The sequence below is a fragment of the Streptomyces sp. NPDC001922 genome (assembly GCF_042891165.1).
In the GTDB taxonomy this organism is placed as follows: Bacteria; Actinomycetota; Actinomycetes; order Streptomycetales; family Streptomycetaceae; genus Streptomyces.
In genome coordinates, this window is record NZ_JBIASV010000013.1 from 117103 (window position 1) to 136737 (window position 19635).

Genomic DNA, 19635 nt, shown 5'->3' on the forward strand with positions numbered 1-19635 from the left:
GGAGGGAAGACGGCGCAAGCCGTGTCGCCGAGACGGTCAGTTCAGCCGACGGTCGATCACGGTCCGGATCTTGCCGCTGACCGGATTGCGCTCCAGCGCCCCCTCGGGGTGGCACTCGACCTCGAGCTCGAACAGCCGCAGTCCGTCGTCGTAGAGGTGCTCGCCGCTCAGGGGCGGGAAGGCGTCGGCGAGGAAGGCGCGCAGGACGCCCGGGTCCAGCTCGTCGCGCGACTCGGTGCGGAGCACCAGGGTTTCGGTGCCGCTCCGAGTGGTCAGCTCCGCCTGGAGCTGGGACACCTGGAATGTCTCCAGTGCGGCGAGGATCTGGCCGTAGTGCACGGTCGCCGACTTGAACTTCAGCAGCCCGTCGCTGCGTCCGAGGTACTCCAGCACCCGCCCGGACACCCCGCAGGGACAGTCGCGTTCGGTCACCCTGCCCATGTCGCCGATGCGGTAACGGATCAGCGGTCCCTCGAACTTCTGCATCGCGGTGATCAGCAGGTGTCCGGTTTCCCCGTCCGGCAGGGGGGCGCCGTCCTCGTCGACCACCTCGACGAGGTTGTAGTCGTCGTTGACATGGTGCAGCGTGCCGCCGAGCCGCGCGCACTGGTATCCGATCTGTGCGCCGTCGTTGGCCGCCAGGATGCTCGTGATGGACTGCGTGCCGAGCTCCTCGCGCAGCCATTGCTTGTCGGACTCGGTCATCGGGGTGCCGCCGTAGACGACCTTCTCGAGCCGCAGGCCGGGGTCCCTCCGCCGGGCCTCCCGGAGCAGGGGCAGGACCACGGCGGGCTGGCCCAGCAGGACGTTCACCGAGAAGTCGCGGACCAGCATCAGCATCATGTCCGCGGTGACCTGCTGGCCGGCGGAGAACGCCTCCACGGGCATCCGGGTCAGCTCGCTGGCGGTCGTCATCAGGCCGCCGTACAGGCCGCCGCCGACGAGCGCGTTGAGAACGCGGTCCCCGTTGTGGATGCCCAGGGCCCTCAGGAGGGGGATCGCTTCGCGGACCATGTTCTCCCAGTCGGTTCGCGAGTACACGATGTACCGCGGCTCCCCGCTGGAAGCACCGCTGCGCAGCACCTCGCCGCTGGGCCGGCCGCCGCTGGACATGGCCCGTCCGCGGGGCAGCGACTCGGCCTCCAGCGATGCCTTCTCCAGGACGGGCAACCGGGCCAGGTCGGCGACGCCGTCGACGCGGGGCAGGTCCCGGTAGTAGGGCGTCCGGCGGGCCATCCCGACGAGGTAACGGACCCGGGCGTCCATCCGCGAGGCCCGGTCGGGGTCGGCGCGGCGTGCCGCCTCCAGCGAGGTACCGGCCAGATAGACGGAGGTGAACAGCCGGCGGAACCAGGGCGAGCGGCAGTCGATGTCCGCGACAGGCGCCTGCGGGCCGTCGTCCCCGGGCGTGATCCGGATCCGGACCGAGGGGACTCCCGGACGCTCGGCCCCCGCGAACAACTCCCCGGAGCCGGTCATGGGGTCACCGGAGAGCAGCACCAGGTCGGGAACCGCAACCACGATTCCGTTCACGTCCGCCCCGGGCGCCGCTGCCTCGGCTGCGGGCAGCGGGAACCCCGGCTCGCGCAGCACCTCGAACACGGCGCGCCACAGTGCGGGGCGGGCGGTGCGGACGACGACCGCGTTGCCCAGCGCCCAGGAGAGCAGGAGCCCCCGGAGCGTGTTCCCGGCCCTGGTGTCGTCGAGGACCACGCGGCCCACCGGCGTCTGCTCCCAGACGTCGTCGGTGTCGGTGAGCGGGCGCCAGGGGAACTGGCTCAGACCGCCGAGTGCCTCGTCGAGGGCCTGGGCCAGTGCGTCGGCATCCAGCAGGCAGCCGAGTTCGAGGAGGTCGGCCTCCTTCAGGACCCGGGCCACCGGGGACGCCGTGTCGGTGGCCAGGGCCTGCTGAACGTGCTCCACGGCCAGCAGAAGGTCGGTCGGATAGTGGCGGATCATGCGGCGCCCCCCAGTTCGGCGGGCACACGGTTCCCGGAGACCACGCTGATGGCGTCCGCACAGGCACGCAGGAACCGGCCGAGTTCCTCGGCGTCGCGGTGCGAGGCCTCGATGAACACGGGGCACTCCCATTCCTGGTAGGTGATGTGTCCGGGCAGCGGCCGGTCAGGGGGCAGGACGTACAGCTGGTCCACGCAGGGGTGCTCGGCCAGACCGGCGGGGAGCGTGACCTCAGCGGTTCCGGCCGGGAGGTGGTGGCCGGGGAAGGCCAGCCAGCCGTGGTAGCGGCCGCTGCGCTCGGTCGACGGCGGACGTTCCAGGCCCAGCCGTACGGCGATCTCGTGGGACGGCAGGTGGACGCCGTAGCGCCGCTCGTGGGCGGTGACCACCCCGGCCCCGCCGACCCGGTTGGCGACCTCCAGGAAGACCAGTTCGTCGTCGGCCGTGTGGAACGCCTCCAGGTGGACGCAGCCCTCTTCGATGCCGAGAGCGAGAGAGACCTCCCGCGCGAGATCACGATGCGCCTCGGTCAGGGGGATCTGGTACGAGCCGAGCGGCAGGCCGCCGGCGAACTCCACCGGCTTGTTGACATACCGGCTGGCGGCCAGTTCCAGGAACCTGCCGTCCTGCATCAGCCCGTCGATGTGCAGGATGTCGCCCTCGATGTGCTCCTCGAGCTGGTAGTTCTCCGGATCGGGCAGCTTGCGGTAGGCGGAGAGCGCTTCGCGCGCGGTCTCCAGCACCATGACGCCCTCGCTGGAGGCCCCCGAGCGGGGCTTGAGCACGGTCTTCCCACTCCACGGCAGCGGCCCGCAGGCGGGGGGCGCGCCCACGAAGCGGGGGAAGCGGATCCCCGACCCCGCCAGCGTCTCCTTCATGCGGACCTTGTCCCGGACGAGTTCGATCCGGCCCGCCGACGGACCGGGCAACCCCAGGTGACGGCGGATGTGCACCGCCTCCAGGATCCCGAACTCGGAGAGCGACAGCACCTTCTGGTAGCCGTCGGACGGCTGCACCCGGGCCGTCACACCGGCCACCAGGTCGTCGTCCTCGCTCAGCGGGATCCGCGAACAGCGCAGATCGCCGGGGATCTGCCGCAGCGATGCAGGCCGGCCGATGTACGTCACGTCGTGCCGTTCGTGGTCGATGCCCAGGTGGTAGGAGATCTTGCGGTAGGGCACCTGGTGGATCACGAGAATCTTCATCCGGAGTACTCCAAGGCTGTGATGCCCCAGCTGAATCCCATGGCGCTGGTGGCCAGCAGGACCAGATCCCCCTCGCGGAGTTTCTTCTCCTCCATGAGGTCGTTCAGGGCGATCAGGGTGTCGGCTCCGCCCATGTGGCCGAGCCTTCCGTAGTTGAAAACGCTGCGTTCCGCGGAGATGCCGAGGCTTTTCAGCAGGCGCTCGTGCATCCCCTTGTCTCCCTGATTGATCAGGAACCAGGCGATGTCGTCGATGTCCCGTCCCGTCGCAGTCAACGACTCGTGGACAAGACGCGTGAAATTCTCCACGTAGGCACGGGCGAGACCTCGCCTGTGCGCGCCCCGCCGGATGACGACCCGGCCGTCGCGCCATTCGCCCTGGTAGTAGTCGGACCAGCCGGGATCGGTGCGCATCGCCGAGTGGAGGACCCGGAAAGCAGGATCGTGATCTGCCAGCAGCACCGCCGCGCCCGCATCACCGAAATTGAAGAGCGCCTTGGAATCCGGGTCACTGTAGTCCACCATCCTGCTCAGCCGGTCACCGAGGAGAACCAGCGTGTACCCGCCCGGCGTGGTCCCGGTGGAACCGGTCGCCAGCCGGATCGCGGTCAGGCCGGCATTGCAGAAGTTCGAGATCTCGTAGCAGTGCGCGTTCCTGATGCCCAGTTCGTCGGCGACCTTGGCGGCCGGAGACCAGAACGGGGTGTCCCACTGGCCGGAGCCCGTATAGATCACCTCGCGGATGGCCGAGCGGTCGGTTCCCAGCCGCTCCAGGAGCAGGGAGGCTGCCTTCAGAGCCAGCCCCGACGCCGTCTCGCCGTCCGCGAGGACCGGGAACGACTCGGTGTGGGTGATGGCCGCGATGTCCCCGACGGGCACACCCGAGACCTGATGCATGTCCCGGATGTCAGCCGTCGCCGACGGAAAGCACACGTCGAAGTCGACTATGCCGCCCACGGTTCCCTCGCATCGATGCTCACGCGGTGCACGGTGCGGTCGACGCCGGGCTCCACCGCGGTGGCCGCGTGGTAGGTGAGCTCGCACTTCCAGACCACCAGGTCCCGCGGGCTCCAGTGGTGCTCGTAGACCCGCTCGGGGTCCTGGATCAGCCGGTCCAGCAGCGCGAAGAACTCCTCGTTCTCGTTCGCGTCGAAACCGACTACGCGTTCCATGTACTCCGGCGCGCCGTACACGTACCGGCGCCCGGTGGTGGGGTCCGTCTTGACCAACGGGTGCCGGACGGGCGGGTACTGCTCCTCCACCAGCGCCTTGAACTCCGCAATGGACAGGCCGGCATGGTCGGCGGAGATGCGCTGGCGCTTGGAGACGGTGTGCACCGCGGTGCGCCCCTCGATCTTCGCCTTCCACTCCTCGGGCAGGCGGTCGTAGACGTCGGCCGCGTTGGCGTAGAGCGTGTGGCCGCTCGTGCCCGGGACGTCGATGCCGTGCAGCATCGTGTAGGGCGGCGGCGTCTGCTGGTAGGAGGAGTCCTGGTGCCAGAAGTTGCCGACCCGGGCGACGCCGATCGCCTGGTCGTTCTTCTTGGCGTTGGAGGAGATCATGATCTCCTCGTGCTCCGGGTGGCGGTACTTCGTCATCAGGAAGGGCTTGGGCCGGCCGATGCGGCTCGCCAGCTCGATCTGCTGCTCCGGGGTGATGTCCAGGCAGCGGATGACGACCAGCTCCCGTTCGTGCAGGAGCGTGGTCACCCTGTTCCAGAGCACGGAGTCCTGGAGATCCTCGTAGGTCACACCCGTCATCTCGGCGCCGATGAAGGGCGTGAGGTGACTGATCCGGATCCCGGTGTCGGTCCCGGTCTCGGTCATGGCCTCGGTCTCGGTCATGGTCTCGGTCATGGTCTCGGGCATGGTCGTGGTCATGGTTCTGTCGTCTCCTTGTGTGATGACGGGACGTCGTTCAACTGGGGTCGTCGGCCAGGCACTGCGCGAGCGCCTCGACGAACCGGTCGATCTGCTGCTCCGTGCGGAAGGGCGCGACGGTCACCCGGAAGCGCTCGCCGCCTTTCGGCACCGACGGGAAGTTGATGGGCTGCACATAGATGGAGAATTCGTCGAGCAGCCGGCGGGAGATGCGCTTGACCCGTTCGCCGCCCGGCACCAGGACCGGGACGAGGTGGGTGGGCGCGGGGACGTGGCCGATGCCCGCATCGGTGAGGCGGCGGCGCATCAGGTCGGCGTTGACGTGCAGTCTCGCCCTCGTCCGGGCCCCTTCGGCACCCCGGATGACGGAGAGGCTCGCCAGGGTGGCGTCCAGGGAGGCCCGCGGGATCGTCGTGGTGAAGATGAACCCGGGGGCGTGGGACCGTACATAGTCCAGCGGGACGTCGGGACCGGCCACATAGCCGCCGGTGGTGCCCACGGCCTTGCCGAACACGCCCTGCACGAACGTGACCCGGTCCTCGCCGATCGCCTCGCAGATGCCGGCTCCGGTGGGCCCGGAGACCCCGATCGCATGGGTCTCGTCCAGGTAGGTGCGGGCGTTGTAGCGCTCGGCCAGATCACAGATCTCGCGGATGGGCGCGATGTCGCCGTCCATCGAGTACACCGACTCGAAGACGATCAGCTTCGGTCGCTCCAGGGGCTGCTCGGCGAGCGCCAGCTCCAGATCCGCCAAGTTGTTGTGAGCGAAGATGTGCTTGGCGTTGCCGGACGTCCGAACGCCCTCGATCAGGGACCGGTGGTTGAGCGCGTCCGAGAAGACCATCGTCTCCGGCTCGGCCCGCAGCAGAGTGCTCAGCGTCTCCACGTTGGCGACGTAGCCGCTGGTGAAAACCAGCGCCCGTTCCTTGGCGTGCCAGACGGCGAGCAGTGTCTCCAGCTCCACATGGGCCTCGCTGGTGCCCGCGATGTTGCGGGACCCGCCGTTGCCGGTGCCGTGCCGCAGGGTGGAAGCGATCTGGGCCTGCATCACGTCGCTGTGCTGGCTCATGCCCAGGTAGTCGTTGGTGCACCACACCTGGATGCGGCGTCCGTGATGCAGCGCGTGCCCCCGGTCCTCAGCGAGGTAGGAGCAGGCGACGAATTCACGGTAGAGGCCTTCCTCCTTGAGCCGGTCGAGGTCGGTCCGGAGGGCGGCGTACACATCCGGGGCACGGGGCGGAGCAAGGGTGGATATCACTGTGCTGCCCTCTCGGGGTCAGGTCATTCGGTCGGGAACCACCATCGGCTCCGCCGTTCCCGATCCGGTCCCGGCTCCTTCCCGTCCCCGCAGGACACCTTCCGGGGTGCGGGAAAGCGACCCCCGCCAACGCCAGGTCCGCGGGCGGCTCCACACCGTGGAACGCGCACAGATGGCAGCTGCGGCAGGGGCCTGCTCGCTCACCCGACGGCACCCGCCCCGGCCCCTCGGGGTAGGGCGCCACCCCGCGGGCCCCCGGGTTCTCGCTGGGTCTCCGACTCTCGCTGGGTCCCCGCGTTCTCGCTACGTCCCCGGATTCTCGCTGGGTCCCCGGACTCCGGCACACACCCGGGATCGGCCGCGTCGCGCGGGGGACGGGCCCCGGGTCCGCGCCCGACGAGCGCTCCGGACACCGGGCGCGCACCCGCGAAGGGCCGATCTGCGCTCCGGACACGGGTCCGCGCACCTGCGAAGGCCCGCGCCCGGGCCCGGAAAAGCCGTTCGGGCGGCCTCCGCCCCAACGGAGTCCGCCCGAAAAGCTCTTGCATCACTGCCGGTTGCCCGGCGCGGGGCCCGCCGGCCCCACCCCTGCGCCCGCCGTACGGCGCCGCCGCGACGTCGCGCGGGCGCGGGGTTCACCGCCGGCGGGCCTTCGCCCCAACGAGGGCCGGCCGTGCGGTGGTCACACTGCGGGAATTCAGCCGGCCAGGCCGGCGACGGCGGGCGCGGCCGGAACGGCCGGGACGGCGCCGAAGGACGGCAGGGCCGGGATGTTGGCGGCGTTCGTCAGGTCGGCCGGAACGGCGGCCTTCGGGGCCAGGCCCTGGACACCGGTGGCGGCACGGCCCGCGACGCCCCGGGCGTCGGTGGTGGCGGTGCCGGCGAGGTTCTGCGCGAACGGCTGCGCGTCAGCGGCCACACCCTGGGCGAACGGGGCCACGTCACCGGCGACACCCTGCGCGAACGGGGTCGCGTCGGCCGCGACACCGGTGGCGAAGCCGGACGCGTCGCCGGCCACACCCTGCGCGAGCGGCGTCACATCACCGGCGACACCCTGCACGAACGGAACGGCCTGACCGGTGGCGTCACCGGCGAGCACGCCCACGCCGCCCACGGCCTCCTGGGCCACCGGCAGCACCTTGACGACCAGCCGGCGGCCGACGGGCGGCAGCACATCGGCAGCGGCCTGGTCCACGGTCGGACGGACGGTGGCGACGGCGCCCTGGGCCAGGTCGCTCGCCTGCTCCGGACGGACACCGGCGGCGGCCGGAACGGCGGTCAGGTCCTCGGCGCCGGGCACGGCCGGGACGCCGGGCACAGCCGGAACGGCGGGCAGCTCAGCCGGAACGGCCGGCAGCTCGGCCGGAACGGCGGGCAGCTCGGCCGGCAGGTGCGCCGGGATGCCACCGGGCAGGCCGCTCGGCAGACCGGCCGGGAAGCCCGGGGCGGCCGGAACGGCCGGAACGGCGACGTTCGGCAGCCGGCCGGCCACGTCACCGGTGGAGAGCTTGCCCTGAGCGGACTTCGCGGCCTTCTTGGCCTTCTTGGCGGCCTTCTTCACGGCCTTCTTGGCGTCGGCCTTGCCGAGCTGCCGCTCCGCGGTCTCCTTGGCGCCGGAGACGGTGCCGGTCACGTCGTCGAGGCCGTCGGTGGACGGCAGCCCGCCGCCGAGGGTGCCGGTGGCCTTGCCGGCCACACCGTCGACCGTGTCCTTCGCGGTGCCGGCCACGTCACCGGCCGACAGCTTGTCCTGCACCGAGCCGGTCGCGCCGGTCGCGGTCTCCTTGACGGTGTCGGTCACGGAGCCGGTGTTCGGCACCTCCGGCAGCTCGGCCGCGGAGGCGGCGGCGCTGCCCAGCGCCCAGATGCCGGTGGCGGCAGCGGCGACGACGATGGAACGACGGAAGTTCTTGCGCATGGAGAGGAGTTCCTTCGAATTCAAGGGCTTCGGAGAAAGGGGTTGGGCAGACCTGATCCGCCCCCGCCGCGGCAGGTCCACAAGAGGCGGTGGAACGGCCTGCCCTAGCCCGGGAATTCGAGGATGTCGTGGGAGCGCTCACGCGTCGGCGCGCCGTGCGCCGCCTGCACCGCACCGGCCACCAGGCCGAAGCGGGGAGCGTCCGTCGCCGGGGCGGCGTGCGCGTCCCCGCCACGGGGACCGCTGCCGCTGCCGGCGTTCTGCGCTGCGGAGCCGCTGGACAGCGGCGTCTGCGGAAGGTCGACCGGGAGCCGGTCGTGGTGCTGCGCGGCACCGGCGGACTCCGCCCGCTCCGTGGCGTCCGCGGCGTACTGCTGCGGAACCCCGGCGGTACGGACGGCCGGACCGGCGGTCTTCGCCGGAGCGTGGTGCGCCTGCTCCGAGGCGTCCTGCGCCGGACGGTGCGGCTCACGGGTGTCCGGCTGCGCGCCGGACCCGTCCTGAGCGTCACCACCGGGCAGGTCCGCCGGCAGGCGGGCGGCGGCGGTGCGCCCGACCAGGCCCGTCACCGGCTCGGCGACGGGGCGGGCGACCCGCTCCGTACGCTGCGCGACCGGCTCGACGGTGTCGGCGACGGCGTCCTCGACGGCCTGCCGGCGCTCGGCGGACTTCTCCGCCCCCTCGGCCATGCGGTCCTGCATCCGGTCCCGGCGGTCCTGCATCCGGCTCTTCGCCTGACCGCCGGCCTGCTCGGCCGGGGCGAGCACGGTGGCCCGCCCGGAGGAACCGTCGAGGTCCGCGGCCTGAGCGCTGCCACCGAACAGGAAGGCCAGCCCCAGAAGTCCCCCGAGGAAGAGGACCACCAGCAGCGCACGCCGCGCGGCAACCGTGCGCGGCAGGCGCACAGCAGCAGGCATGGCGAACGATGCAGACACGGTGGAGGAGACCTTCCGGGACATGAGAGCGCCGCGTCCTCTCGGGGCAGAGAGCCCGAGTCCCGCGGCGATTCCGGGTGACTGAGGAAGACCTTGCACGCTGAACGGGGACCGCGCAAGCCCCGTGTTACCGATGAGTCGCCATGTCCGTTATGAGAAACGGATATTCCGGTTCAACGCCGCCAGCCCTCGGCGGCCCCTGCCCCAAAGGGACTCGACGCCCCTTCATCGGGGGCCCATGAGCCTCCGGATCGCCGTATCGAGGACCCAGTGGCCTTTCCGGCTCACCACCTCGCCCGAAGGGCGCCGCGCTGAACGGCGGGACTCCCGGAGGCACGCCTCCTGTCGATGCACCGGACACCGGCGGATACGCGGCGCGGGTCAGCACTCGGGCGAGATCCCGCGCTCCTCCGTCCCGACGCGTTCCGCGGGGGCGGGGCGAGCAAGACGTTCACCCCGGCTCTGCGCGATGCGGTGCACGTCGCGCAGAGCCTCGGTCATACGAGCCGCGACGAAACGCAGTTGCTCCGGGGTGACATAGCCGTCGGACAGCATGTCGGTGACGTGGTCGAGCAGATCGGCGGCCATGCCGAGCTGCACACTCTCGACGTTGTCGGCGGCACGGGCGACGCATCCGGACCCGTCACCGAAGAGGTAGCAGGGCTTGCCCTCGGGACTGACCCACGGAAGCAGCCGGGCACCGCTGCCCGTCACCTGACTGATCACGCGGTCACCCCCGCACCGTGCAGCACTCCGCGCCGGAACGCATGCACCGAATCGGCGGGCCGGGGCATCGCGTGCAACCCGTGACGGCCGGCCGCGGGCCGCAACACCCCCGACAGCGGCTCGAAGTAATGAGCGATACAGCGCAGCACGTCGTCAACTCCATGTCGGTTGATGGATTCGCCCCCGGGCCATTCGCAGCGGTCGCCGGGGCTTCGCTTACGGGCATCCAGCCGGGCGAGCCGGAGCCTCCCCGTAGCAATCCACTCACAGAGTGAGACGAAGGGACTACGCTCACCAGGGGTTTTGATGTGACAGGTACTCCGTCACGCGGGAGTTGACGATGAGTAATACCTATGGGGAATGGCTCAAGGGGCAGCGCGACGCGGCAGGGCTGACCCAACAGGAACTGGCCGACGCAGCGATCATGACGCGTACGCACATCGCGCACATCGAGGCGGGTCGGCGCATCCCGTCACGAGAGGACGCACGGCGGCTGGACAGGGCCCTGAACACGGGGAATGTACTGGCCAGCTTCTTGCCGCAGGACGATGCAGCGGTCGCCGATTACTTCGAGGCCGCCCGACAGCTCGAACAACAGGCGACAATGATCCGCGAATTCGCACTGGCCTGCATCCCTGGCGTGCTCCAGACAGAGGCATACGCGCGTGCGATCCTGCGAAGCGGCTTCCCTCCTGTGAGCGACGAGGAGTGTGACAGGCTCCTCGTCGCACGGCTGAAGCGCTCGAAGATCCTTCTCAACCAGGTATCGCCAGTGGTGTGGGCGCTGCTGGACGAGACCGCCCTACGTCGACCCGTTGGCGGACCACAGGTCATGGCCGATCAGCTCATGCACATCGTCCGGCTCGGCGAGGACGAGCGCGTGCGCGTTCACGTCCTCCCGTTCAACCTCGGCAGCCACCCACTCATGCAGAGCATGCTGACCCTGATGTGGTTCGAGGACCAGCCTCCCGTCGCCTACTCCGAGGGCCTGCAGGTCGGCAAGGTGCACGACACACCGGCCGTCGTCGAGCGACTGCAGAGCGCCTACCATCTCGCCATGGGGGACGCGCTGCCGCTGAAGGAGTCCCTTGCCGTGTTGCGAGCGACAGCGAAGGAACATCTACATCATGACTGAGCGGGCAGTTCCGGACGCCTCGATATTGAGCGGATGGCGCAAGTCCTCCTACAGCGGGCCCGAAGCCGGAAGCTGCGTCGAGATCACGGACCACTGCCCGTCCGGAATCGCCGTTCGCGACTCCAAGGAACCACACGGCCCGGCCCTGACCTTCCGCCCGCACGACTGGTCGGCGTTCATCTCCGCAGTAAAAGCAGGAGAATTCCCCGCCTGATTCAGGTTTGATGAGCAACGGCCCATAATTCCCGATCCGTCCCCATGCTCACCGGCACTGAAGAGAGTGGGCCGAGGCGTCCACATGCCCGCCCATCGGGGATCTCCGGGTCGAGAACTCCGCGCCCGCCGTCACCACTACGCCACCTTCACCAAGCCTGCATGCATTCGTCACAACCGCCAGCATTCCCCGGAGAGACGAATTGCCCATAGCGGCGCTTTCCTTCCCCCCTGCATCGCCAACACCATTGGCTATATTGTCGTTTCACCGGAAGTCGACAGCAGACAGCAGTGACGCCCGAAGGCGGGCCTCATGCGCGGGCTTCAGTTCATCGACCACACAGGGGATCCGGACCAGGACATGAGTGACCTTCGCCTTGACGGAACGATCTTCGAGGATCTGAAGACGACCTTCTCCACCGTCAGCGATCGCATGGACGCGGCCCGTCGCACGCTCAAGGCCGTCGACGCCTCGGCCGTCGGCGCCGACAAGCTCGTCGACGACGTGCACGACTTCAGCGACGAGTGGGGCTACGGCATCAAGCAGCTCGGCAAGCACACCCACGGCGCGGTCAAGATGATCAACAAGATCGGCCATGAGTTCAACAAGCTCGACCACGACCTCGCCGAGTCGCTGGAGTCGAAGCCGAAGAAGAAGGGCAAGTGACATGGCGGGCAAGCGCCCCTCCTTCCCGCACATAGGCTGGGACCCCACCCCCGGCGATGTCGAGGACACCCGCGAACTCGCCAAGAAGCTCGGCAGCCTCGCCTCCGAACTCGGCACTGCCGTCCGGGACTTGGAACGGATCGAGACCGGCGCCTGGAAAGGCAGGACAGCCGTCGCCTTTTCCGAGTACGTCGGCAAGGACGTCACTCCCCTCATCCGCAAGAGCCACCAGTCCTTCGACAAGGCCTCCCGCGCCCTGCACCGGTGGGCCGGTGAACTCAAGGACTTCCAGGACGAGGCCGACCGGCTGGAGAAGTCCGCCGGAGAGAAGCTGGAGGCCGAGGAGAAGGCCGAGCAGAAGGCCGAAGGCAAGGGGAGCAAGGAACTCGGCAAGGCATCGGGGGACGTCGACAAGGTCACCGGCAAGGTCCACGACCTCGAAGAGCGCTACAAGCGGGCCGCCGGGCTGATCAGCAAGGAGCTCGACAAGGCCGGCAACATCGCGCCCGACGAGCCCGGCTTCTGGGACAAGCTCGGCGAGCACATCTCGGACGCCTGGAACGCCACCGCCGAGTGGGTCGAGAAGCACGCCGACGACATCAAACTGATCGGCGACCTCCTCAGCGACCTGACCGCGGTCCTGGGCCTGCTGGCCATCATCACTCTCCCGTTCCCGCCGCTGGCCGCGATCTTCGGCACCGCGGCCCTGATCGCGAGCGGGCTCGCCCTGGCGGCCCACGGCCTCGCCAAGGCCGGCGGCGCCGACGTCAGCTGGATGCAGATGGGCCTCGACGCTCTGGGCCTGATGCCCGGCATCGGCATGTTCGGCAAGGGCATCAAGGTGGTCGGTGTCGCGCGGGCAGAAGCCACGGCCGCCAATCTCGGCAAGGGATTCCAGGCGACCAAGATCGAAAAGCCGGCGCGCATCCTCATGTCCTTCGGCCAGGAATCGTCGGGCATCACGGGGGGCCTCGGCAAAGCCGGCCTGATAAAACTCGGAGGCTTCTCCGACAACGCCTACGAGGTCGCCCACGGCAGCGGCATGATGTCCCGGATGGGCGGCCTCGCCAACGCCGGGTATTTCCAGGGCCAGTGGGTCGGTTCCAAGGGACTCAATCTGATTCCCGGAGTGAACATCAACCCCATGGGAGCCGGTATCGCCATCGATGCCGGAGCCAAGATCTTCCCGAAGATCACCAGCATCCACCAGCACGTCGGAGAGGCCCTTTTCCCCGGCGATCAGCTCGAGAAGTCAGCCGCGGCCCACTGACGGTTCAGCCGACAGTGACAGAGTGAGCCCCCAGGCCGGGGCCCGGGTTCCGGCACCCGCCCCCGGCCACCGAGTCGCCACGCAGGAAGACACAGACGGACATGCACATCTGGCAGCCCGAGCCGGGCGAGCTCCTCCTCGCCCGTACCCCCGTCACCTTCGCCACCGGCGCCGCCATGCGCGTCCGGGGCATGCGGTGGTTCCGCGACACCGAAGGCCACGACATCCAGACCGAACTGCCGGGCTGGCCCGAGGGCCCGGTCCACGCGGTCCGCGGCGCCGGGAACGCGGCAGTACGGAACACGGTCAAGGGCGGGCTCATCGCCCTGGGGGTCGTGGTCATGGGCATCCTCAGCTCACAGGGCGGCAGCGTCGGTCCGGGCGCATCGGACCAGGGCTCGGACACCCCCACCGACCGGGCCGACGAAGTCGAGGACTTCCCCGTCATGTGGGCCGCCCCCGGCACCGTCGCCCGCACCCTGCCCTGGCAGCTGGACCCGGGGCGCACGGACGCGAAGCGCTACACCACCCACGCGATCGTCACCGACCGGCGCCTGGTGATCGTCGGCCTTCCGGTCCACAAGGACCGGGAGGTGATCGAGGACGAGCTGCTCTGGGAAATCCCGCGGTCCACGATCGCTGCCGTCGAGCCCCGCGACTTCAAGGACGGGACGGACGTGAAGCTCGTCTTCACCGACGGCTCGTGGTGCCGGCTCCGCGCCCAGTGGCGCCGCCGTTTCACCGACTACCTCGAGGGCCCCCTCGACCTGATGCCCTTGGAATCGCTCACACCGGCACAGCAGAGCACCGCCCGCACCTTCGCCGCGACCCAGCCGGCGGACGCCGGACCTCCGGTCGTCACGCGCAACACCTGCGGCTGCTACCGGGTCAGCGTGGTGGCTCCGAGCACGACCGACTCCTTCTTCGGCATCTCCGACCGGGACACCGTCATGGACGCCGCCGGCACAGAGCTCCCCTACGCGCAGTACCACCCCGCGGACTTCACCAGCTGACCCTCACCCGCACGATGTGCCGCGCCCCGGCCCCGACGGCCTCACGGCACAACCCGAACTTCCCGGAACGGCCCTTCCATGACGACCTCCCCCCACGACACGGGCCTCCCCGCCGTGTCCGCCGACCACCTCGATCCTCCCCCCATCTGGTTCGTCGTCCCCGACGGCTTCTACGCCCTCCCCCTCGCCGCCACCCCCGAGGAGCGCACCGAGCGGTCCCAGGAGTTCGTCCGCGGCCTCTACTCCCGGGGCGACGAGACCATCTGGGAACCGGCCGCCCCCTACTACGCGTCGCTGGCCGAACTCATGACGGGCAACGGCGTCTCGTACGCGGCGATGGGTCTCTTCTCCACAGCGGAGGAGGACGGCGCCCCGGAAGGCAGCAGCACGGCGGAAGCGCCGGAGCGGACCGCAACCTGGCACGAAGGCTCCAAGGGCGTCGCCCAGTGCGCCTTCACCGTGGCGGCCGTTCCCACGGACCCGGCCCCGGAGGACACCGACATCGCCGCCCACGGCATCCTCGCGGTCCTCTCCGGCGACCCGCACAACGACGCCCGCTGGCTCGACCTGCCGTGCGGTCCGGCCGTCTCCTGCGTCACCCTGACCCAGTACGAACTCACCCCGGAGATCACGGCGACCGGCGAGCCCGTCGATCTCCTCACCGGACAGATCCAGGTCCACATCCCCTTCCCCACCGGCCCGTTCACCGCGGTCTTCACGCTCTACACCGCGTCCACGGACTACTGGGCGGAGTTCTGCGACCTGATGACGACGGTCCTGCGAACGGTCTCCTTCACGGAACCGGAGATCGAGATCGTGGACGAGATCGAGGGCGACAACGTCAGAACGGGACTCAGCAACTGACGCCCCCGCCGTCACCTGCCGCGGCGGATCACGGAGCGGCCGCGGACAAGCAACCGCCTTCTGGCGGGAGGGGATCGGCCTGTGCTGCGGTCCGGTCCGGCGTCGCACGCCACGAGTGCACTCTGCGCCAGTGCACTGTGCACTCAGCGCTCACGACTTTCCGGGCGCCCTCTGGCAGGTTGTCGTTGAGCCTGCGCCGATCACCGGACGGCGGGGCGAACGGATGAAGGCAGGAAACAACGCGTGGCTCTGAAGAACAAGGTCGCACGGGCACTCCTGGTGGGCATGACCGGCGTCGCGACGCTGGCACTCACCGCGGGCACAGCGCAGGCGAGCAACTTCCGCACGAACGTCACCATGCCCGAGCAGACGACGGTCCGCGGGACCGCCTCGTTCCTCTCCGACGGTGACAGCCTCGCCGTGTGCGACAGGAGGTCGGACGGCCGCAGCGTCGCCGTGGACGTCGAGGACCCCACGACGGGAAAGACCGTCATGAGGGTCCGCGCCAATGGCAACGGCCAGTGCAGCCGGAAGGACTCCGAGGACACCAACCTGGTGGAGGGACGCAGGTACGTGTTCTGGTCGGATGTCTCGGGCAGCGGTGACGGATACACCCGGCTCCGGGCCGCCGTGGCCTGACCGCAGCGCCGGATCGTGCGCGACCCCCGGAGCCTCTGGCGGCCCCGGGGGTCCGTACGTCCGCGCCGGCGCGGACCGCGACCAGGTCCGTGAACACGAACGCGAACAATTCCGAGGACTGCGCGGCACGGACGACTGCGCGACACGGACAGAGAACGAGATCATTCCCCGGATCCGGCCGGGGACACGAAAAAGCCCAGGTCACACCGGATGTGACCTGGGCTTCAGGCGAGCCGCCTAGGGGAGTCGAACCCCTGACCTACGCATTACGAGTGCGTCGCTCTGGCCGACTGAGCTAAGGCGGCGAGCTGCTGGTACGCCTCGTCTCGCGGACACGGACCGGCATCAGCAACGGCGCTAAGTCTACACAGTCACCGGGGGTGCCTCGCACCCCGTTACCGTGACCCCGGGCTCACCGCCCGCTCCGGGCTCCGTCCGCTCTCCGAGCGGCTCCGGCCTCGCTCGGCGCTCCCGGTCATCCGCGCTGCGGCCCGCCACCCCCGACCGGCACTCCCGGCCCGCCACCCCTCACCGGCACTTCTTCCCCTTCTCCGGAGCCTTCCCCGCCAGCAGATAGGTGTTGATCGCCGTGTCGATGCAGTCGCTGCCGCGCCCGTACGCCGTGTGCCCGTCCCCCTCGTAGGTCAGCAGCGAGGCCGAGGAGAGCTGGCCCGCGAGGCCTTGCGCCCAGACGTACGGGGTCGCCGGGTCGCGGCTGGTGCCCACCACCACGATCGGGTCCGCGCCCTTCGCCTCGATGCGCTGCGGCGCCCCCGTCGGCTTGACCGGCCAGTACGTGCAGTTCATCGCCGCCCACGCGAAGCCGGTGCCGAAGACCGACGAGGCCTTCCGGAAGGACGGCAGCTCCCGGCGCACGTCGGCCGGGCCGCCGAAGCTGGCGGGCAGGTCCAGACAGTTGACGGCCGGGTTGGCGAACATGAGGTTGGCGTACGAGCCCTCGCTGTCCCGCTCGTAGTAGGCGTCGGCGAGCCCCAGCAGCCCGGCGCCGTCACCGTCCATGGCCGCCTGGAGCGCGTTGCGCAGCTGCGCCCAGCTGCCCTCGTCGTACATCGCCGCGACCACGGCGGTCGTCGCCAGTGATTCGCCCAGCTCACGCCGCTCGCCGGTGGGCAGCGGATCGGCGTCGACCTTCCGGAAGAAGGCCTGCAGCCGCTCGCCCGCGTCCTGCCCGCTCCCGGTGCCCAGCGGACAGTCGTCGCGCCGCACGCAGTCCTCGGCGAAGGCGGTGAAGGCGGTGTCGAAGCCGGCGGTCTGGTCGCGGTTCATCCGCAGGGAGGTCAGGGACGGGTCCATCGCGCCGTCCAGGACCAGCCGCCCCGCCCGGCCCGGGTAGAGCCCGGCGTAGGTGGCCCCGAGGTAGGTCCCGTACGAGGCGCCGACGTAGGTCAGCTTCTCGTCGCCCAGCACGCCCCGGAGCACGTCCATGTCGCGCGCGGCCTCGACGGTCGAGACGTGGCCGAGGACGTCGCCGGAGCGGTCGCGGCAGCCCTTGGCGAACTTCTTGTAGGCGCTGACCAGCCGCTTCACCTCACCCGGGTCGTCGGGCGTCTGGTCGACCTGGGTGTAGGAGTCCATCTCCTTGTCGGAGAGACACCCGACGGGTTCGCTGCCCGCGACGCCGCGCGGGTCCACCGCGACCATGTCGTACCGCGCGCGGACGGGCGCCGGGTAGCCGATGCCCGCCCAGTTCTGGAGGTAGCCGATCGCCGAGCCGCCCGGGCCGCCCGGGTTCACCAGCAGCGAGCCGATGCGCCGCCCGGGGCCGGTGGCCTTCACCCGGGAGACCGCGAGCTCCAGGTCCTCGCCCGCGCCGGGCCGGTCGTAGTCGAGCGGGGCCTTCATCGTGGCGCACTCGAACCCCTCGGCCCCGCAGCGGCGCCAGCGCAGCTTCTGCTCGTAGTACGGCGCGAGGGCGGCCGGGATCGCGGCGGGGAGGGGGCGCAGCACGCCGGTGCCGCCGGTCCGGCGCTGCCCGCTGCCCGGTCCCGCCGACGACGTCCCGGACTCCGCGATGTCCGCATCGCCGCTCCCCGACGAACAGCCCGAGATCAGCAGTCCCGCGAAGGCGAGAAACGTGCCCGAGGTGCGGAGCAGGCGACTGGTGTCCATACGGGCATCCCCTCAGTTCTTCACGCCGTGTGATCGGAGGGTATCCGCACGGTCACGCTCCCTGCCCGCTCACCGTCCTCGTACGGGTGAGGCGCCCGCCCCGCCGTCCGTACGATCGCCGCCCGAGGGGCAGCCGGCCCCCTACCCGGCGCGCAGGGCCAGCGTCATCGCCTCGACGGCCAGCAGCGGGGCGACGTTGCGGTCGAGCGCGTCCCGGCAGGCGATGACCGCCTCGATGCGGCGGAGGGTGCGTTCGGGTGTGGAGTTCTCGGCGATGCGCCGCAGGGCGTCCTGCACCTCGCTGTTCGCGATCGCCACGGAGGAGCCGAGCTGCAGGGCCAGGACGTCCCGGTAGAAGCCGGTGAGATCGGTGAGCGCGAGGTCGAGGCTGTCGCGCTGGGTACGCGTCGCCCGCCGCTTCTGCCGGTCCTGGAGGTCCTTCATCGCCCCGGCGGTGCCCCGGGGCAGCCGGCCGCCGGTGCCCGCGGCCGCGCCGAGGGCGGCGCGCAGCTCCTCGGTCTCCTTGGCGTCGACCTCCTCCGCGACCTGCTTGGCGTCCTCGGCGGCGGCGTCGACGAGTTCCTGGGCCGCCTTCAGACAGCCCCCGGTGTCATCGATCCGGAGCGGCAGCTTCAGCACGGCGGCCCGCCGCTCCCGGGCGCGCTCGTCGGTGGCCAGCCGCCGGGCCCGGCCGATGTGCCCCTGGGTCGCCCGCGCCGCGGAGGCGGCGAGGGCGGGCTCGATCCCGTCGCGGCGGACCAGCATGTCCGCCACCGCGTCCACCGCGGGCGTGGTGAGGGTGAGGTGGCGGCAGCGGGAACGGATCGTCGGCAGGACGTCCTCGATCGAGGGCGCGCAGAGCAGCCACACGGTGCGGGGCGCGGGCTCCTCGACCGCCTTGAGCAGCACATTGCCCGCCCCCTCGGTGAGCCGGTCCGCGTCCTCCAGGACGATCACCTGCCAGCGGCCGTTGGCGGGCGAGAGCTGAGCGCGGCGCACCAGGTCCCGGGTCTCCTTGACGCCGATGGACAGCTGGTCGGTGCGGACGACCTCGACGTCGGCGTGCGTGCCGACGAGCGAGGTGTGGCAGCCGTCGCAGAAGCCGCAGCCCGGGGAGCCGCCGTGGGCCCGGTCCGGGCTGACGCACTGCAGTGCGGCGGCGAACGCCCGGGCGGCGGTGGCCCGCCCGGAGCCGGGCGGGCCGGTGAACAGCCAGGCGTGCGTCATCTTCGAAGCGGCCACCGCCTCGATGAGCCCGCCCTCGAGCTCCGGCGCGTGCGGACTGTTCCCCTCCGCCGCCGCGGTGGCCGCGGCCTCGGTGACGAACGCGTCGGCGTCCCGCGCGGCCGCGGCGAGCTGCTCGGTCACCCGCTCCTGGCCGACCAGGTCGTCCCATACCGCCATCGCTGTCCTGCCGTCCCTGCGCCGTGCGCGTCACTGCGCGCCGTCCGTGTCACCGCCCCGTGGGGCCCGTCAGCGCAGCCCGCCCGGGCCGTACCGGCCGCGGCTCCCGCCGCACCCGTCGGCCGCGGCTCCCGCCGTACGTGCTGCGGCTCCCCATTGTCGTCCACGCCACCGACATCCGATGCCGGTCCCCTCACCGCGGCACCCGAACACCGCCCCGCACGGACGTTGCCGCGCATGGATGCCGCCACGCACGGACACTGCCCCGCACGAACGCCGCCGCACACAGGCCGCCGCACCCGAGCGCTGCGACGACGAACGCCCCGCCCGCACCCGAGCGCCGTCCTACGACCCGCGCCCGAAGACCGGCACCAGAAGACGGCACCGGAAGACGGCACCGGAAACAGCAGCGCCCGGGCC

At 70.7% G+C, this 19635-nt stretch carries 17 protein-coding genes and 1 tRNA gene; 7 read left to right on the forward strand and 11 right to left on the reverse strand.

Annotated elements, in window-relative coordinates:
- Positions 1 to 36 precede the first annotated feature (36 nt).
- From ACFYYR_RS24225 to ACFYYR_RS24260, 8 genes are all read right to left on the reverse strand, one after another.
- Positions 37 to 1959 (reverse strand): phenylacetate--CoA ligase family protein, encoded by a 1923-nt coding sequence (locus ACFYYR_RS24225; RefSeq protein WP_388857237.1) that lies wholly within the window; start codon positions 1957 to 1959, stop codon positions 37 to 39.
- Positions 1956 to 3164: an acetyl-CoA carboxylase biotin carboxylase subunit family protein gene (locus ACFYYR_RS24230; RefSeq protein WP_388857240.1), complete on the reverse strand. Its 1209-nt coding sequence runs from the start codon at positions 3162 to 3164 to the stop codon at positions 1956 to 1958. The genes ACFYYR_RS24225 and ACFYYR_RS24230 overlap by 4 nt, the downstream gene beginning before the upstream one ends.
- A complete protein-coding gene (locus ACFYYR_RS24235) occupies positions 3161 to 4120 on the reverse strand; it encodes a 3-oxoacyl-ACP synthase III family protein (RefSeq protein ID WP_388857243.1) in 960 nt (319 codons plus the stop codon). Before ACFYYR_RS24235 ends, ACFYYR_RS24230 begins: the two co-directional genes overlap by 4 nt.
- Positions 4108 to 5043, reverse strand: a complete 936-nt coding sequence (locus ACFYYR_RS24240; protein WP_388857246.1) for a TauD/TfdA dioxygenase family protein — start codon at positions 5041 to 5043, stop codon at positions 4108 to 4110. Before ACFYYR_RS24240 ends, ACFYYR_RS24235 begins: the two co-directional genes overlap by 13 nt.
- Positions 5044 to 5080: 37 nt before the next feature.
- Positions 5081 to 6301, reverse strand: a complete 1221-nt coding sequence (gene hemA / locus ACFYYR_RS24245) for a 5-aminolevulinate synthase (protein WP_388857249.1) — start codon at positions 6299 to 6301, stop codon at positions 5081 to 5083.
- A gap of 697 nt (positions 6302 to 6998) precedes the next feature.
- A complete protein-coding gene (locus tag ACFYYR_RS24250; RefSeq protein WP_388857252.1) occupies positions 6999 to 8219 on the reverse strand; it encodes a hypothetical protein in 1221 nt (406 codons plus the stop codon).
- A 104-nt stretch (positions 8220 to 8323) separates the two neighbouring features.
- A complete protein-coding gene (locus ACFYYR_RS24255; RefSeq protein WP_388857255.1) occupies positions 8324 to 9136 on the reverse strand; it encodes a hypothetical protein in 813 nt (270 codons plus the stop codon).
- Between the two features lie 399 nt (positions 9137 to 9535).
- Complete coding sequence (locus tag ACFYYR_RS24260; RefSeq protein WP_388857606.1) at positions 9536 to 9877, reverse strand: hypothetical protein; 342 nt, start codon at positions 9875 to 9877, stop codon at positions 9536 to 9538.
- Positions 9878 to 10220: 343 nt separating this feature from the next.
- On the opposite strand from ACFYYR_RS24260, the gene ACFYYR_RS24265 reads away from it, so the two are divergent.
- The 7 genes from ACFYYR_RS24265 (at position 10221) to ACFYYR_RS24295 (ending at position 15681) form a co-directional block, all read left to right on the forward strand.
- Positions 10221 to 11015 (forward strand): Scr1 family TA system antitoxin-like transcriptional regulator, encoded by a 795-nt coding sequence (locus ACFYYR_RS24265; RefSeq protein WP_388857258.1) that lies wholly within the window; start codon positions 10221 to 10223, stop codon positions 11013 to 11015.
- Entirely contained in the window at positions 11008 to 11229 is a 222-nt protein-coding gene (locus ACFYYR_RS24270) for a DUF397 domain-containing protein (protein WP_388857261.1), read from the forward strand. Before ACFYYR_RS24265 ends, ACFYYR_RS24270 begins: the two co-directional genes overlap by 8 nt.
- 360 nt (positions 11230 to 11589) lie before the next feature.
- Positions 11590 to 11895, forward strand: coding sequence for a hypothetical protein (locus ACFYYR_RS24275; RefSeq protein ID WP_351508868.1), 306 nt, complete (start codon positions 11590 to 11592; stop codon positions 11893 to 11895).
- Position 11896: 1 nt separating this feature from the next.
- Positions 11897 to 13165: an enoyl-CoA hydratase/isomerase family protein gene (locus ACFYYR_RS24280; RefSeq protein WP_388857264.1), complete on the forward strand. Its 1269-nt coding sequence runs from the start codon at positions 11897 to 11899 to the stop codon at positions 13163 to 13165.
- Between the two features lie 101 nt (positions 13166 to 13266).
- On the forward strand, positions 13267 to 14178 hold the full coding sequence (locus ACFYYR_RS24285) for a hypothetical protein (protein ID WP_388857267.1): 912 nt from the start codon (positions 13267 to 13269) through the stop codon (positions 14176 to 14178).
- 78 nt (positions 14179 to 14256) lie between these two features.
- The gene (locus ACFYYR_RS24290) at positions 14257 to 15042 is read left to right on the forward strand and encodes a hypothetical protein (protein ID WP_388857270.1); all 786 of its coding nucleotides are present in this window, start codon (positions 14257 to 14259) and stop codon (positions 15040 to 15042) included.
- 243 nt (positions 15043 to 15285) lie between these two features.
- Positions 15286 to 15681 carry a hypothetical protein gene (locus tag ACFYYR_RS24295; protein WP_388857273.1) on the forward strand — a complete coding sequence of 132 codons (396 nt, stop codon included), beginning with the start codon at positions 15286 to 15288 and terminating at the stop codon, positions 15679 to 15681.
- A gap of 231 nt (positions 15682 to 15912) precedes the next feature.
- Here ACFYYR_RS24295 and ACFYYR_RS24300 read toward each other — a convergent pair.
- The 3 genes from ACFYYR_RS24300 to ACFYYR_RS24310 all read right to left on the reverse strand — a co-directional run bounded on the left by ACFYYR_RS24300 (position 15913) and on the right by ACFYYR_RS24310 (position 19215).
- Positions 15913 to 15986, reverse strand: a tRNA-Thr gene (locus tag ACFYYR_RS24300).
- Between the two features lie 223 nt (positions 15987 to 16209).
- The gene (locus ACFYYR_RS24305; RefSeq protein ID WP_388857276.1) at positions 16210 to 17811 is read right to left on the reverse strand and encodes an alpha/beta hydrolase; all 1602 of its coding nucleotides are present in this window, start codon (positions 17809 to 17811) and stop codon (positions 16210 to 16212) included.
- A gap of 141 nt (positions 17812 to 17952) precedes the next feature.
- On the reverse strand, positions 17953 to 19215 hold the full coding sequence (locus ACFYYR_RS24310; RefSeq protein ID WP_388857279.1) for a DNA polymerase III subunit delta': 1263 nt from the start codon (positions 19213 to 19215) through the stop codon (positions 17953 to 17955).
- Between the last annotated feature and the right edge of the window lie 420 nt (positions 19216 to 19635).